The 15,112-nt window shown below is 46.8% G+C and carries 17 protein-coding genes; 10 read left to right on the top strand and 7 right to left on the bottom strand.

Annotated features, from left to right (window positions below):
• Positions 1–3 precede the first annotated feature (3 nt).
• A complete protein-coding gene (locus tag ACJAYR_RS06140) occupies positions 4–432 on the top strand; it encodes a universal stress protein (RefSeq protein WP_415235785.1) in 429 nt (142 codons plus the stop codon).
• A 34-nt stretch (positions 433–466) separates the two neighbouring features.
• On the opposite strand, the gene ACJAYR_RS06135 is transcribed toward ACJAYR_RS06140, so the two are convergent.
• Positions 467–847, bottom strand: coding sequence for a c-type cytochrome (locus ACJAYR_RS06135; protein WP_415235784.1), 381 nt, complete (start codon positions 845–847; stop codon positions 467–469).
• Between the two features lie 235 nt (positions 848–1,082).
• On the opposite strand from ACJAYR_RS06135, the gene ACJAYR_RS06130 reads away from it, so the two are divergent.
• The gene (locus ACJAYR_RS06130) at positions 1,083–2,210 is read left to right on the top strand and encodes a DUF2336 domain-containing protein (RefSeq protein WP_415235783.1); all 1,128 of its coding nucleotides are present in this window, start codon (positions 1,083–1,085) and stop codon (positions 2,208–2,210) included.
• Between the two features lie 3 nt (positions 2,211–2,213).
• Here the strand turns inward: ACJAYR_RS06130 and ACJAYR_RS06125 are convergent, their stop codons facing one another.
• Together ACJAYR_RS06125 and ACJAYR_RS06120 are read right to left on the bottom strand one after the other, a co-directional pair.
• Positions 2,214–2,900, bottom strand: coding sequence for a lysoplasmalogenase (locus ACJAYR_RS06125; protein ID WP_415235782.1), 687 nt, complete (start codon positions 2,898–2,900; stop codon positions 2,214–2,216).
• Positions 2,900–3,391: a thioesterase family protein gene (locus tag ACJAYR_RS06120; protein ID WP_415235781.1), complete on the bottom strand. Its 492-nt coding sequence runs from the start codon at positions 3,389–3,391 to the stop codon at positions 2,900–2,902. The genes ACJAYR_RS06125 and ACJAYR_RS06120 overlap by 1 nt, the downstream gene beginning before the upstream one ends.
• 144 nt (positions 3,392–3,535) lie before the next feature.
• Here ACJAYR_RS06120 and ACJAYR_RS06115 point away from each other — a divergent pair, with 144 nt between their 5' ends.
• Complete coding sequence (locus ACJAYR_RS06115; RefSeq protein WP_415235780.1) at positions 3,536–4,915, top strand: FAD-binding oxidoreductase; 1,380 nt, start codon at positions 3,536–3,538, stop codon at positions 4,913–4,915.
• On the opposite strand, the gene ACJAYR_RS06110 is transcribed toward ACJAYR_RS06115, so the two are convergent.
• Entirely contained in the window at positions 4,912–5,751 is an 840-nt protein-coding gene (locus ACJAYR_RS06110) for a pentapeptide repeat-containing protein (RefSeq protein ID WP_415235779.1), read from the bottom strand. The genes ACJAYR_RS06115 and ACJAYR_RS06110 overlap by 4 nt on opposite strands.
• A gap of 151 nt (positions 5,752–5,902) precedes the next feature.
• On the opposite strand from ACJAYR_RS06110, the gene ACJAYR_RS06105 reads away from it, so the two are divergent.
• Together ACJAYR_RS06105 and ACJAYR_RS06100 are read left to right on the top strand one after the other, a co-directional pair.
• Complete coding sequence (locus ACJAYR_RS06105; RefSeq protein WP_415235778.1) at positions 5,903–6,544, top strand: HAD-IA family hydrolase; 642 nt, start codon at positions 5,903–5,905, stop codon at positions 6,542–6,544.
• Positions 6,545–6,562: 18 nt separating this feature from the next.
• Positions 6,563–7,495: an NAD(P)H-dependent flavin oxidoreductase gene (locus tag ACJAYR_RS06100; RefSeq protein WP_415235777.1), complete on the top strand. Its 933-nt coding sequence runs from the start codon at positions 6,563–6,565 to the stop codon at positions 7,493–7,495.
• On the opposite strand, the gene ACJAYR_RS06095 is transcribed toward ACJAYR_RS06100, so the two are convergent.
• The 3 genes from ACJAYR_RS06095 to ACJAYR_RS06085 are packed head-to-tail and all read right to left on the bottom strand — an operon-like array spanning position 7,492 to position 9,650.
• A complete protein-coding gene (locus ACJAYR_RS06095; RefSeq protein ID WP_415235776.1) occupies positions 7,492–8,382 on the bottom strand; it encodes an adenylate/guanylate cyclase domain-containing protein in 891 nt (296 codons plus the stop codon). The genes ACJAYR_RS06100 and ACJAYR_RS06095 overlap by 4 nt on opposite strands.
• Before the next feature lie 28 nt (positions 8,383–8,410).
• Positions 8,411–8,755, bottom strand: a complete 345-nt coding sequence (locus tag ACJAYR_RS06090; RefSeq protein ID WP_415235775.1) for a hypothetical protein — start codon at positions 8,753–8,755, stop codon at positions 8,411–8,413.
• A gap of 22 nt (positions 8,756–8,777) precedes the next feature.
• Positions 8,778–9,650 carry a haloalkane dehalogenase gene (locus tag ACJAYR_RS06085; protein ID WP_415235774.1) on the bottom strand — a complete coding sequence of 291 codons (873 nt, stop codon included), beginning with the start codon at positions 9,648–9,650 and terminating at the stop codon, positions 8,778–8,780.
• A 192-nt stretch (positions 9,651–9,842) separates the two neighbouring features.
• On the opposite strand from ACJAYR_RS06085, the gene ACJAYR_RS06080 reads away from it, so the two are divergent.
• The 5 genes from ACJAYR_RS06080 to ACJAYR_RS06060 all read left to right on the top strand — a co-directional run bounded on the left by ACJAYR_RS06080 (position 9,843) and on the right by ACJAYR_RS06060 (position 15,007).
• Complete coding sequence (locus ACJAYR_RS06080) at positions 9,843–10,880, top strand: hypothetical protein (protein ID WP_415235773.1); 1,038 nt, start codon at positions 9,843–9,845, stop codon at positions 10,878–10,880.
• Positions 10,877–12,079 (top strand): M48 family metalloprotease, encoded by a 1,203-nt coding sequence (locus tag ACJAYR_RS06075; RefSeq protein WP_415235772.1) that lies wholly within the window; start codon positions 10,877–10,879, stop codon positions 12,077–12,079. The genes ACJAYR_RS06080 and ACJAYR_RS06075 overlap by 4 nt, the downstream gene beginning before the upstream one ends.
• Before the next feature lies 1 nt (position 12,080).
• Positions 12,081–12,644 carry a hypothetical protein gene (locus ACJAYR_RS06070; RefSeq protein WP_415235771.1) on the top strand — a complete coding sequence of 188 codons (564 nt, stop codon included), beginning with the start codon at positions 12,081–12,083 and terminating at the stop codon, positions 12,642–12,644.
• Positions 12,645–12,726: 82 nt separating this feature from the next.
• Entirely contained in the window at positions 12,727–13,902 is a 1,176-nt protein-coding gene (locus ACJAYR_RS06065; protein ID WP_415235770.1) for a serine hydrolase domain-containing protein, read from the top strand.
• A gap of 94 nt (positions 13,903–13,996) precedes the next feature.
• Complete coding sequence (locus tag ACJAYR_RS06060) at positions 13,997–15,007, top strand: NADP-dependent oxidoreductase (protein WP_415235769.1); 1,011 nt, start codon at positions 13,997–13,999, stop codon at positions 15,005–15,007.
• Positions 15,008–15,112: the final 105 nt, after the last annotated feature.

The following is a 15,112-nucleotide window of genomic DNA, read 5'->3' as shown; positions in this document are numbered from 1 at the left end:
AATATGTTTCAACACATTCTTCTTGCTGTTGATCTGGAGGCAAAAGACTCTTGGTCAAAATCAGTTCCGGAAGCTGTAAATTATGCAAAAGCATTTGGTGCGACATTGCATGTCATTACCGTTGTTCCTGATTTTGGAATGAGTATAGTCGGCTCTTTTTTTCCAAAAGAACATGAGGGTAAAATGCTGGAGGATGCTGCGAAGCGGCTTCATGAGTTCGTCGATAGTAACATCCCGAAAGAGGTGAAATCTCAGGTCGTTGTCGGGCATGGCTCCGCTTATGAAGAAATTCTGGCGATGCAAAGAAGGCTCAAATGCGATTTGATTATCATGAGCGCCCATCGGCCTAAAATGCAGGACTATCTGCTGGGCCCAAATGCTGCTCGGGTCGTCCGCCACGCAAATTGTTCTGTGTTGGTCGTTCGCGATTAAAAGAAAAGCGGCCCGATTACCGGGCCGCTTTTTTCTATTTCAGCGTTTCAAGATACGCGATGACATTTTGGCGCTGGCTTTCTTTCTTAAGGCCAGCAAAACTCATCTTCGTGCCTTTCAGGTATTTTTTAGGTTTTTCCAGAAAAGCGTCCAAAGTGGCAGCATCCCATGTGATGTCAGCCTCTTTCATTGCTTTTGAGTATTTAAAGCCATCGTGAGTTCCGGCCTTTTTTCCAACGACACCGAAAAGGTTTGGTCCGATTTTGTTTTTCCCGCCTTCATCTACAGTGTGGCAGGCCTTGCATTTTTTAAAGACTTTCTCGCCTTTTTTTGCGTCGCCTGCAGCCATTGCTGTTGAGGCTGCCAGTGTCAGGACGATGGCCGTACCACAGGCTAACAGCGTTGATGATTTCATAAATCTCTCCTATTCGGTTATTTCTGGTTAGCAGAAATCTCTCTAGCTTTTCCGAAAATATACGCCATGATTATAAATGAAAGGGTTTTATGTTCAAAATGGGTCGATTTGTCGCGGTTGGTGCAGAAGAATATTTCTTGCGTTTTATGCGAAAAAGTATCGCAATATTAAGATAATATTAATGAAACCCCTGTTACATCGTAGGGTAGGAATAATCTAGTTTATTGGAGCCAATGTGTCAGAAAACGGTTCTTTAAGTCCAGCCGATGTTGAACGGCTACTCACTGACCGTTCTGCCGAAAACAGAGCGAAAACAGTAGAGAAAATTGCCGGAAATCTTGTGGCAAACGAATTCAGCGACAAAGAACGGGCGGAAGCGGAAGAAATCTTTCGGGTTCTGGCAAGTGATGCTGAAATTCTTGTCAGGCAGACACTTGCAGACACGTTGAAGAACCTTCCGGATCTTTCTCACGATATTGCTGTGTCGCTTGCAAGCGACATTGCAGACGTGGCAACGCCTATGCTGACTTTCTCTGAAGCGCTAAGCGATCAGGATCTGTTCGACATTATCAGTTCAAAACCGGAAAGCCATCAAGCCGCGATCGCTGAGCGTTCAATCGTCTCAGAAGCAGTGTCTGAGAAATTGGCAGATACCGGCAACAAAACCGTCGTCGCCAAATTAATGGAAAATGAAGGCGCCCAGATTTCGGAAGAAACCTTTGAAAAGGTTTTGGATGAGTTTGGGGACGATGAACTCGTGAACGCCCCAATGGCGAAACGGAGTGAGCTTCCCATCACGGTGACCGAAAGACTGGTTACTCTGGTGTCCGATAAGCTGAAGGAGCATCTGGTCAGTCATCATGAGATGTCGCCTGCAATGGCAACCGATCTGATCCTGGCGAGCCGGGAAAAAACGATGGTCGGCTTGCTAGGGTATGCAAGTTCTGGCGAGCTTGAACGCTTGATCAATCAACTTCATGACAACGGCCGACTAACGCCAACAATTATTCTCCGTGCTTTATGTGTGGGAGACATGGATTTCTTTGAAACTGCGTTATCAAAAGGGTCAGAAATTGCTGTTTCCAACGTTCACTTGCTGGTCAATGATGCCAGTGGTCAAGGGCTCAAGCAGCTTTGTAAGAAGTGTAAAATCCCGCAAGGGGTTGCGGAGATGATGCGTGTCGCTGTCGATGTGGTTAACGAACTGGAATATGATGGCGATCCTGGAGATCGGGAACGGTTCAGAAACCATGTAATCCAACGGGTTCTTACCCATTTTGAAGATCGATTTGACGCTGAAAATGTCGATTATCTGATCTCTAAAATCGCTGAACACGATTCTAACAGCACCGAAGCTGCTTAATCCTTATTTTTCAGAGTGAAGGAACGACCGATCGGTTGTTCCTTTAATTACCGCCAGCGTGATCAGCAATTGGGCGGTAAAATAGGTCACCCAAATGTATGTTCCCGCCATGGGAATTGGCATTAGAAACTTGTTGATAGCAATCATTGCATCGGAAATCATAAAAATAAACGCTCCACTGACTAATAGTTTTGCTGGCAGGTGACTGTAAATTGCAGAAAGGGTCATTAATGCAATGACAGTTACATAAATACTCACCGGGGCTTTTAGATTGCCTAAATGCGCCCAGAGTATGCCAATCATCCCAAGCCCAATAAAGACCGTAGCGCCAACAAGCATCTGTCTTGACTTCGGAAGCGGTGGTGGTAATCGATAACGGGTAAAGACTGCGATATAAAGAAGATGGGCCACCAGAAATGATCCCAAGCCCTGAATAAAATAGTCAGATGTTCGAATGGCAAGAAAAATGTCACCTAAGCATGATGCAAGTAATGCTGCTGTCATCAGCTTCTGGGCTTTTCCCGATGGCAGATTTGAATAGGCGAATAACGCGAGCAGGAAACACCCGCCGGCTTTCAGTACAATGAAAGCGATTGACCCCTCAATCACAGGGGCAACCTGATATGCCACGGCAAATATAACGGCGGTAACAAGTAAGGCGGCGTTTTTATAGCTGCTTAAAGAAAGCATTATGTGGTCTTCTTTCTGCGAATACCAATTTGGGCCCTCAGTTGATCGGGCGCGGGAAAGTCTTTTTGGGCAGTATATAAAGCCTGAAGGTTACCCAGAATACTGGCAGGCATCGGGTGCGCCTTGGGCCCGGATGCATCAATATGCAAGATCATCTGCTCGGAAGTGGCAGCAAGAAAACCTTCCTGTTCATGATACATTTCCAAAAAAAGGTGAATGCGCTTATCATCAACATCGACGACCCTAAAGGTAATCAGTAGCGGGTCGTTTGCCTTTACCTCCTGCCTGTAAGTGACGTGTGTCTCAAGGACATAGACGGTGCAGTTCGACGCATCGCGGTAGGCCCTGGTCAATTCGATTTGGTCCAGCAAATTGTCAAGTGACTGGTCAAACGCCATGACGTAATACGCAACGTTCATATGGCCATTGTAATCGATCCATTCCGGGCGAACGTTCAGTCTGTTTAGTTCTTTAAATCCATTTTTTATCATCAGGGAAGAGTAGCGGTTTTTGCCTATGTGTAAATATCTTCTTGCCGTGTAATTCTTGGAGTTGTAAGTCCACAGGGATAGATATTTTTGAAGACCCACTTTTTTCCGTCGCGGAAATAAAGTGTGGCTGACAGGGAGAGCGTTATGTCATTACATCCGGAAAAACTGGAAGCTGTAAAATCCAAGTTGCAGGAAATCTTGGGAGACCGATGTACGACGGCGCATTCTGTTCGGCAACAGCATGGTACAGATGAAAGTTGGCATATACCGTGCCCTCCTGACATTGTTTGCTTTGCACACTCGACAGAGGAGGTCTCGCAAATCGTAAAGATTTGCGCAGATAATCAGGTTCCGATTATCCCGTTCGGCGCAGGCACGTCCCTGGAGGGGCATATCAACGCTGTTGAAGGCGGGGTCTGTATTGATCTGGGGCAGATGAACGAAATCCTGAAGGTCAATACTGAAGACCTTGATTGTACAGTGCAGCCCGGCGTCCGGCGCAAGCAGTTGAACGAATATTTGCGAGATACAGGTTTGTTTTTCCCAATTGATCCGGGTGCAGATGCCTCCATCGGTGGCATGGCGTCCACGCGGGCGTCCGGCACCAATGCGGTACGTTACGGTACGATGCGCGAAAATATTCTCAACCTTACTGTGGTCCTGCCGGACGGGAAGATTATTAAAACGGGCGGCCGGGCTAAAAAAAGCGCTGCTGGATATGATTTGACCAAACTGTATATTGGTTCCGAGGGAACGCTTGGGATCATTACGGAAATTACGTTGCGCCTTTACGGTATTCCCGAAGCAATTGCGGCAGCAACCGTTTCATTTGAAGATATCGAAAATGCCGTTCAGTCTGTTATTCTGACCATTCAAACGGGCGTGCCAATTGCCCGGATCGAATTGTTGGATGATGTTCAGGTGGACGCAATTAACAAATATTCCGGTTTGGACCTTCCTGTACAACCTCTTTTATTTCTGGAGTTTCATGGCAGTGAAGAAGGTGTCAAAGAACAATCGGAAATGGTTAGAAGTATATGCGACGATTTTGGAGCACGTGATTTCACCTGGACTGTTCAGGCGGAAGACCGAACAAAATTGTGGCAGGCCCGTCACGATGCTGCGTACGCTGCAAAAGCTTTGCGGCCCAACGCATCCATATGGGCAACCGATGTTTGTGTTCCAATTTCAAGACTTGCCGATTGTATTATGCAAACCAAAGCGGATCTTGATGAAAGTAATTTGATTGCGCCAATTGTTGGCCATGTTGGCGATGGTAATTTTCACTTGGCGTTTGTTCTCGATAAGGACAGCCCGGAAGAATTTGAAGAGGCCGAACGGATCAATGGGAGATTAATTCAACGGGCCTTGGAAATGGAAGGGACTTGCACGGGAGAGCATGGCGTCGGGTTGGGTAAACGAAAATACCTGAAACAAGAGCTTGGTGACGCTGTCGATGTAATGCGTGCCCTGAAGATGGCGCTGGATCCTCAGAATATTATGAATCCAGGTAAAATTATTTAATCAGCCTCACAGTTGGGAATAGACAGGCCTTTCGGTAATTTCGTCTGTTTATTCCCGCAGGCATTTTCGAGCTGCTCCTGTTTCAGGTCTTCAACATCACTCAGATCCGCACCTGAAAGTCTAGCGCCCCAAAGAATGGCGTCATCCAGATTGGCGTTCCCAAATTTTGCATTTGTCAGATTTGCCCGAAAGAAAACGGTTCTACCTAGCAACGCCCCGGAAAGATCCGCATTCTCCAGATCAGCACGGCTTAATCGCACGTCTTTCATGCGGGCTTTCGTAAAGACTGCGTTCTTCAGAGTGGCGCGTTTAAGATTAGCACTCGTCATCTTAGCAGATGAGAAATTTGCGTTGGAGAAGTCACTGCGCTTCATATTGGCATTCCGCAAATCGGCTTCAGAAAAATTGCTGTTCTGCCCGGTCGCATTTTCCAGGTCAACTTCTCTCAAATCAGCTTCTTGCAGGTTCGCGCCGTTCAGATTTGCTTTTTCAAGATCTGTATTGCGAAGTGTTGCTTCCTGCATGTTGGCATTTTTCAGGTTCGCTTTTTCAAGATCAGCGCGTCTTAAATCCGTGTCCTGTAGATTAGCGTTTTCTAGATTGATATCTTTTAGAATGGCATCACGCAAGTTGCTACTGGAAAGATCAGAACCGGGCATAATCAAGGATTGAAGCTTCGAGCCTTTCAGGTTGCATTCTGAACATTTGCCGGTTTCTTTTAAGGTATTCATATCAGAATCGCTCATCGCCAAAGCGATTGGTGATAGAGAAACAAGAAATGTCGAGAGTAACAACACGGCTTTCATAAGACGCTCCCAGAAGATAGACAGGATCATACTGTATACCCCTTTACTTATGAACGTCTCTCAAAAATTCAATCGAGACAGATATTTGACTTCTGAAATTCATACTGTCAGTATCTCAAAAAAATCAAGAATATAGGATAAAACCGGTAGAGCCGGGCTTTTCACAGATATGGATGGAAAAATGATAACTGCAGTCCTATGGGATTTTGGTGGTGTACTGACAACGAGCCCATTTGAGGCATTTAACAGGTTCGAAAAAGAACACGGACTTCCAGAGAATTTTTTGAGAACAGTTAATTCTACAAACCCTGACACCAATGCCTGGGCCAAGTTTGAGAGAAGTGAAATCTCGGCGGATGAATTCGATGGACTGTTTCAGAGCGAAAGTTCATCACTTGGTCATTCCGTTGCTGGCAAAGAAGTGATCGCGCTGCTGTCAGGTGATATCCGGCCGAAAATGGTGGCGGCGCTAAAGGAAATTTCCAAAGACAGAAAGTGTTATTGTTTAACAAACAATGTTCCTGCAGGCCAAGGCCCGGGAATGAGCCGGTCAGAGGAAGCACGTGCTGCTGTCGCCGAGGTAATGTCCCTTTTCGACGAAGTGATCGAATCCAGTAAAATTGGAATGCGTAAACCAGATCCAAAAATTTACGAATATGCCTGTAATCGTATGGGGGTATCAGCCGATGAAGTTCTGTATTTGGATGATCTTGGCATAAACCTGAAGCCCGCGGCCTTAATGGGTATGAAAACAATTAAGGTCATTAGTGAACAGCAGGCACTTACCGATCTTGGTCGCGCATTAGGGCAAACGTATCTTTAAAAACAGAGATAATAAAAAATGAACAGATTTCTTGAACATACCGGCGCAAAATATCCGATTATCCAGGCCCCAATGGGGTGGATTGCCCGGTCACAGCTTGCATCTGCTGTGTGTAACGCAGGAGGGCTAGGCATAATCGAAACCTCTTCTCGTGAGACCGAAAATTGCATAGCCGAAATTAAAAAAATGAAAGAGCTTACAGATCAGCCTTTCGGGATCAACCTCCCGCTTCTTTTCCTTAAAGATCAGAATATGATCAACTTCGTTGCAGAAAGTGGCGTAAAATTCGTAACGACTTCTGCAGGAAATCCGGAAAAGTTGATCGAAATTCTAAAAGCGAAAGACATTATCGTATATCACGCCGTACCAACAGTTAAGGCCGCCCTTAAAGCCGTAGAGGCGGGTGTGGATGGTCTTGTTGTAGAAGGCGGTGAAGGGGGCGGGTTTAAGAACCCGGAAGAAGTTTCCTTGCAGGTCTTGCTGCAGGCGATCCGTGACAAGGTCGATGTCCCAATGGTTGCGGCTGGTGGAACTGTTGATGGGCGGGGAATGGCGGCGGTCTTTAGTTTGGGCGCTGAGGCCATTCAGATGGGAACCCGCTTTGTCTCTGCTAAGGAAAGCCCGGTACATCTGAACTATAAAAATGCGATTATTGAGGCTGAAGATACGGGAACTTTGGTCCTGAACAAAAAGGCAACGCCCTGCATACGGGCGTTGAAAACGGAACGCACGAAAGAGATTTATGAAGAAGGCCGTATGCCTGCGGACATGTTTGCGCGCATCAAAGAATTGTATTTTGATGGTAATATGGAGGCAAGCGCAGGTCTTTCAGGTCAATCCGCTGCGTTGATCAAGGGGCAAAAGTCAGCGGAAGACATCATCAACGAAACGATTAGTGGTTTTCGCGAAATTTGCTCCCGCATGGGCAAAATGTCAGAAGGCGGCTTCTAGTCTTCCGAAGAAGAATGCGAACGGTGAAGGCCTTTTCGGGTCTTCATCCGTTTGACATGCTTTTCCTCCCAATTTTCGGCCCAGTGACCTTTCCCAAATACTCGCATGGCGTCGAGTGAAAGCATAAAAAGCAAGGGCATTGCAGGCCAAATGAACCAAAAATAGGATGGGTTGGTTATCAGGTTGATCATTAATAGAAAAATGATCAGAGCCCCGGTGAAAAACGCCCGCCTGTAAAAAGCAGCCTGTCGTCTTACATATTTTCGGATTTTCTCTTCTTCCAGACGATCTGTATCCTCCGTTGATGAGGACCGATGTACGCGGTCAATCTTAGGGTCAGGGATTTTATTTGGTTTTGCGGCCCCTGCGACCTCCAACACATAAACGTCGATCGTGTTCTCTATGTTTTTTACTTCTTTTTGACCGAGATAGGTAAACTTTTTGTTCAGTTTTCCCTTAACATGATCATATACGGTACCAGACAGGCAAACCCCGCCGGTCGGTGCTAGCGCTTCAAGCCGGGCGGCCACATTAACGCCATCCCCGAATATGTCATTTCCTTCAATAATGACATCCCCAAGGTTAAGACCAATTCTGAAAAATAACGCTTCAGGGTCATTTGTTTTCTGGCTTTCATTGTGGATGCTTTCCTGAATGAAGGCCGCAAACTGCACAGCCTGGACAACACTTCCAAACTCGGCAATGACAGCATCCCCGGTCAAATTAATAACTCGGCCGGAATAATCAGCAATATTACTTGTGAAAAGTGTGCGGGCTTTCTTGAGCCGAGCCAGCGTACCTTCCTCATCCTGACCCATCAGGCGGCTGTACCCCACAACGTCTGCGCACAGGATTGTTGTCAGTTTGCGCTGTGTCGACGTGGTCATTGAGGCATCCGCATGATTTAAGGGCCTATCAGTGATCTGAAGGAGATACGAATTTTTCTTCTAGTCCTGTGGTAAAAGCAAGCCCTTTTGCTGTGACAACCACCTCATTCGGCCAGTTTTCTCCCACAAACCCTTTGCGGGCGAGGGCAGTCCAAACAGACGGATTGGAAAGCCCGCTGGCATCTTTAGCCGATACGGTGAAGTCACCAACATGCATATGATTTCCATGCGCGTGGGGCATACGGGTGATACGAACGTCATCACAGCCGTCAACGGGTTGACTGCTATCAGGATCCTTCGCCAAAATTTTCAGCAAGACAAGCGTTTTGCTTTGCAAGGGGTTCAGCTTAATTGCTTTTGGCTTTGTTGGCATTGTTTGGAACCTTTATTTTACGTTACTTTATAAACTCGGAGAGGGCCTGCCCGATTTCATTTGGGCTGTCTTCCTGAATGAAGTGAATTCCCTTAACGGTGACTTCTGTTTGGTTAGGCCAGCGACGGCAAAAGTCGCGAGCGGAGCCCACTAAAATGGAACCGGGTTCCGCATTGATAAATAGTTTTGGAAGATCGTTTTGGCTCATCCAGTTTGCATATTCCTGAACAATATCTACGACATCCGCTGGATCGCCAGCGATGGGAATTTGCCGCGGCCAGGTCAGTGTCGGGCGCCTCTCTTCTCCCTCGCGTCGAAATGGACGACCATATTCGCGTTTTTCAACGTCGCTTAGCGGTCTCATGATAGAGGCCGGTAGGATCCGTTCAACAAAAACGTTTTTTTGCAAAATCATTTCTTCGCCAGCGGGGCTGCGGAGCGACTGGAAAATACCGCGGGCATCTTCTGGCCAATCCTCCCACCCATTTATGGGTTGAACAATGGCTTCCATATAGGCGATGGACTTCATGGCCTGCCGGTTATTGTTGGCCCAGTCGAAGCCTAAGGCAGAACCCCAGTCATGCAAAACCAAAGTGACGTTATTGGTAACGTCCAAATATTGAAGAAGGTCTTTCAAAAAGGCCTTATGTTCGGCAAAGGTATAGCTGTTTTCGTCACTTTTGGGCAATTTTTCTGAATCGCCCATCCCGATCAGATCCGGGGCAATCAATCGGCCCTTGCCTTCTAAGTGAGGCATGATGTTGCGCCATAAATAGGAACTGGTGGGATTCCCATGTAAAAATACAATGGGATCTCCCTCGCCCTCTTCGACATATGCCATTTTCAGGCCACGAATGGTTGCGAATTCTTTTTTGTATTTCATGGTCTCTGACATGAGGGCCTTCTATTTCTATTCGTGGAATAAAGCCGGATTATAGCCGTGGCTGTCGCTGGATGCAAAATTTCTAGAGGGTAAAAAATAAAAGAGGATGCTGAAAAACCGGAAAAAAATTCGGACTATCCAATTATTGTTTGGAAAAATCGTATCTTCACCTTTAGGTTGTTTCTAGATCAAGGGGGGATGCAGGTGTCTTTTTTTACTAAATTTTGCGTATCGGTTTTGCTTATATCCGTATTAAGTGGTTGTGTCGCAACGACAAAGGTCAAGACTGTTGCTGGACCGCAAGGCAAGCCTGTTGCCTACTCGTCTCAAAAGGCACCAAGTGTTTACGAGGTGTTTGATCGCGTCTATCAGCCACCGAAAGTGAACACGGATATTCCTTCGATCATGGATGGGGCTGTGCCTTCTGGTCATACGGTTCGTGTTCGCATGGGATCTCAATTTTCAAGAACCTATGAGCTTTGCGATGCGAGCATGGTTTGTAAAGAAGTGCGACCGGTCAGTAATCAGAAAGCAAATTATGGCGAAGAGCCGGACAAAGCGGATGATACGATCATAGCGGATGTTGAATTGCGGCCTGAGACCAAAGATTTATTTGGTGCAAGAATACCAGACAGCCACTTAGGGCGCAGTATTTTGTTGATGGAGCCAGATGTTGAGCTCAGTCTCTTAACAGCGGGTGGTTTGCAGGAGCCAAACGCTTTTTGGACGGCGTCAGCCAAGAGTTATGTCACTGAAATTGCAACACAATATTTTCAGGAATTGGGGCATTCAGTCACGCTTTATAAAGATGGAGCTAATGGCCTTGCTACGAAAACCGGGCGGGATTTGATCAATCTGCATGAAGCTGTAGGAAAATCGATCTTCCAGTACCAATATCCCGGTATTTTCCAACTGCCGACGATGCAAAATGATAAATTTGATTGGCAGTTGGGAAGAACAACTCAAGAGCTTCAGAACGCCTATGGGGCCGATTTGGGGTTATTTGTTTATCTTCGGGATTCTTATTCAAGCGGTTCGAGGGTCGCGGCGCAGGTTTTGATGGCAGCCCTGTTTGGGGCCCATATTCCAGGGGGGCAGCAGGTTGGTTTCGTATCTCTGGTTGACCTGAAAACGGGCGACATTGTCTGGTATAATCGACTGTTTTCAGGATCGGGGGATTTGCGGACATTTGGCGCGGCTGTCAATTCGACAAACTCACTCCTTGTGGACATCCCTCTATGAGGCTATCCACCTTTGCGGCACCCTTTCTGTTTTTGATTGCAGGTGCATGTGCGACGGATACCAACGTTCCTACGGGGCGGCTTGCCCCTGGGCATGAGCCGAACCTTAAATCGACGGAAGCGGGGCTTTGGTTTCAGGTCAATAAGCTGGAGAAAAAACTGGCGAGCAGTAATCTGGTGGAACGAGATCCAGAACTGAATACCTACTTAAAATCCGTAATATGCAAATTATCAACAGAACATTGCGCGGACTTTAAGATATATGTTTTAAAACACCCGTATTTTAACGCGACAATGGCTCCAAATGGAACGATGCATGTCTGGACCGGGTTGTTGTTACGGGCGGAAAGCGAAGATCAGCTCGCAGCGGTCCTCGGCCATGAAATGGCTCACTATCTTTATCGGCATTCCTTGAAAAAGTACAATAATGCCAAGCAATTGACCGATTTTCTGACTTTTTTCAATATCGCGACTGGAGGGTTCGGGGTTGGTTTTGTCGGGCTTGCCGCGTCCATTGGTGTGGCCGGAAGTCTTTACTCCTATTCGCGGGAACTTGAAACTGAGGCGGATCAGGAAGGTTTGCTTATAATGCATAAGGCGGGATACAATCCTGATGCTGCTGCAAACTTGTGGGAACGGATAAAAGAAGAAAAAGAAGCTCAGGAGAAGGCGGAAGCAGAAGGAAATGGCGATGAAGAAGACACATCAAGTGTGTTTTGGCAGACCCACCCCCCAACCGAAGAGCGCATCAAGAATTTGAGACTTCATGCAGACAAGCTGAAGACTGATGGAGATCCTCCTTTTGCCAATCAAGCAACTGAGTTTGATCGGATGGTTCGGCGTTTTTGGCATGGCTGGATGCAAGAGTTCATTTCCACACAAGCTTATGTGCAGGCTCTCGTCGTTTTGGACAGGCTGGAAGAACGCGGATTTAACGCTTTTGAAGTTGAGTTCTTCAGAGGGGAGGTTTTCCGTTTGCGTTCGGACGAGGAAGATCTGGAAAAGGCAATGATGCATTATCAGAAAGCTTCCGAGCAGGTTCCGGCTCCACTTAAAACACTTAAACACATGGGACTTGTCGCAAAAAGACAAAAGAAGCCTGAGCAGGCCATGAACTATTTTAGTCAATATCTGATGCAAAACCCGACCGCCTCTGACGAGGGTCTGGTTCGAACCTATATTTCTCAGTTGAGGAAATAATATGAAAAAAATCTGTGCTGTTTTTCTTCTACTTGTTACAACTGCCTGTGTTCCTGCATTTACGTTGAAAACACCAGGTGAAGCGAAGCCCTGGAAGACATATTCCGTTAGCTTGCAAGAAGAAACGAACGAGCTGGTAACGGACAAAACGATCGCATGGACCAAATACGGGCTCGCACTGGACGTAATTGAATTCTGGCGCCCGGTCAAAGAAGGGGAAAGCGTTCCCGTTCTATATTCACCGGCTAATGCAGATAAAGCGCCAACTTTCCGGGCAGATATGACCCCGGAAGAAATTTTGGAGCTTATTCATGGCAGCCTCCGGCTAACTGAATTGGTTCCGGGACGTTTTACCAACCTGCGTCCTCAAGGCTTTGGGACAAAACAAGGTTATTTGGCTGATTTTCAATTATCAAATAATCAAGGTGACAATTTTAGTGGACTAATTCTGTTCACGAGTGCCACTGGCAAGCTTGAGGCGGTCACACTGATCGCCCGATCGTTGCATTATTTTGAGACACGAAAAAAGACCTTTGATGCCATAAGTGCTTCCCTTCAGTATTAGAGAATTTGGGGAGCTGAATATACTGGCTGGGGTTTCCCCAGCCTTTTTTTTGTGGCAGCTTATGGATAACGGAGTGGGCTAAATGAAAAAAATAACATCTGCACCTATTGAAGCGTTACTGTCGAAATTCATTGACAAAAATCTTATTGCCGGCGGAGTGGCTGGCATTATTAACGCGGACGATCTGCCTTGCACAGTTACGGCCGGGCTTGCAGATCAGGGGGAGGTTCGTCAGATGACTGAGGATGCGTTATTTCGCATCTATTCCATGACAAAGCCTATCACCAGTCTTGCCGCCATGATGCTTTGGGAAGTGGGAAAATTTGATTTAGACGACCCGGTTGCACGGTATCTTCCAAATTTTAAAAACACCCGGATATTGATCCCGGGGGAAGGTGAAATATCCTCGTCTCAGCAAATGACCATCCGTCATGTTTTTACCCATACCGCGGGTATAACTTTGCCCGCCTTCAGTGATGATCCACTTTCAGATCTTTATAGAAAACAGGCGCTGGACGGTATGAGAAGCAAGGGTAATTTAGCAGAAGTGATTGATCGGCTGGGGCCGATGCCGGTTCTGTTCGAGCCGGGGAGCCGTTGGAAATACAGTATGGCAACTGATATTCTGGGACGGTTGGTTGAGGTATGGAGTGGTCTGGATTTTCGCGATTTTCTAAAGGATCGAATATTTTCGCCCTTAGGGATGACAGAAACGGACTTTACCGCAGATATTTCACAAAAGAGCCGCATGACGACCAACTATGAAGTGGCAACGCGCGGGATCGTCGGGGTGGTTGATCCTGCCCAGAAAAGTGCGTTCTATCAGCAGCCGGAATTTTGGTCCGGGTCGGGCGGGTTGGTCTCCACCTATCGGGATTTTGCAAAATTTATGCAGCTTTTTTTAAATGATGGAAGGGTCGGGGAGCGTCAGCTTGTTCGGCCTGAAACAATCGATTTAATGGCAAAAAATCACCTAGGGGGAAGCATGGATGATTTGGGGGCTGGTGATTTTAACTTCATGTCGTGGGACGGTATTGGCTTTGGCTTGGGCTTTTACGTTGTTGAGGAACCAAAAAAAGCAGGATTTCCGTCTCCCGCCGGTGAATATGGTTGGACAGGGGCGGCAGGGACACTGTTTTTTATCAATCCGACCCTAAAAATAGGGGGCTTGTTAATGGTGCAGCATATGCCCGGAAATGTATATTCGTTGCGGTCTGAGTTTCGGCGTGCAGTCTATGATTCTGTGCTTGCAGCGTAAAAGTTTTGACGTTTTGGAACGATCGCTCTTGATCTTGATGATGAAAAAGAGTTGGATGGGTCAGGTTTAAAAAATAACAGGAAAAGGGCGTTTTATGTCTGCTCAGAATAAACAATACAAATTGGCAGCGCGGCCAGTGGGACTTCCTAAAGACAGCGACTGGGAGTTTTCAACATCTGATATCCCCAAAGCGGAAGGTGGTCAGGTTGTCGTCCGGGTGCATTATGTCTCTCTCGATCCGGCAATGCGCGGTTGGATGAATGACGCGCGGTCTTACATTCCGCCTGTTGGATTGGGTGAAGTGATGCGGGCAGGGACCGTTGGAGAGGTTGTTGAAAGTAACAATCCAGCCTTTAAGGTCGGCGAATTTGTCACCGGATATCATGGGGTTCAGCAGTATGGTGTTTCAGATGGCAAAGATCTTGTAAAAGTCGATCCAAATCTTGCACCTTTGGAAAGCTATCTTGGTGGCTTGGGTATGCCTGGGCTTACTGCCTATTTTGGCCTGACTGATGTTGGCGCGGTAAAAGAAGGCGATACCGTGCTTGTTTCTGGTGCAGCAGGCGCCGTTGGTGCCATGGTGGGACAGATCGCCAAGATTAAAGGCGCCCGGGCTGTGGGGATTGCCGGTGGTTCTGAGAAGTGTAAATACGTTATTGAAGAGCTGGGTTTCGATGCCTGCGTTGACTATAAATCGGATCGGTTTTTAAAAGACCTGAACGAAGCGGTGAACACAGGTGTTGATGTTTATTTTGACAATGTGGGCGGCGAAATTCTGGATGCGGCACTTGCACGTCTCAATCGTCACGCCCGTGTCGTGATTTGCGGTGCGATCTCTCAGTACAACAACACGACACCGGTTCGCGGGCCAGCCAATTACCTCACGCTTCTTGTTCAACATGCAAGAATGGAAGGGTTCGTTGTTTTTGATTATGTGGATCAATATGCAGAAGGTGTAAAACAATTGGCAACCTGGTACAGTCAGGGGCAGCTTAAATTCAAAGAGCATATTGATGAAGGAATTGAGAATTTTCCATCAACCCTGCTGAAGCTATTCAGTGGAGAAAATTTTGGAAAACTCGTTCTCAAGGTGATTGAAGAATAATTTCTTATTTGAGAAGATAAACATCTTCTAACAAAATCCCTTTAGCCGGTATGACAGCTGTGGTATGTCACACCGGCTATTTTTTTGAAATCCGCGCAGTAGACA

The organism is Sneathiella sp., assembly GCF_047631475.1.
Lineage (GTDB): Bacteria > Pseudomonadota > Alphaproteobacteria > Sneathiellales > Sneathiellaceae > Sneathiella.
Note: the sequence above shows the minus strand (reverse complement) of the source record. Positions and strands in the feature narration are given on the sequence as shown.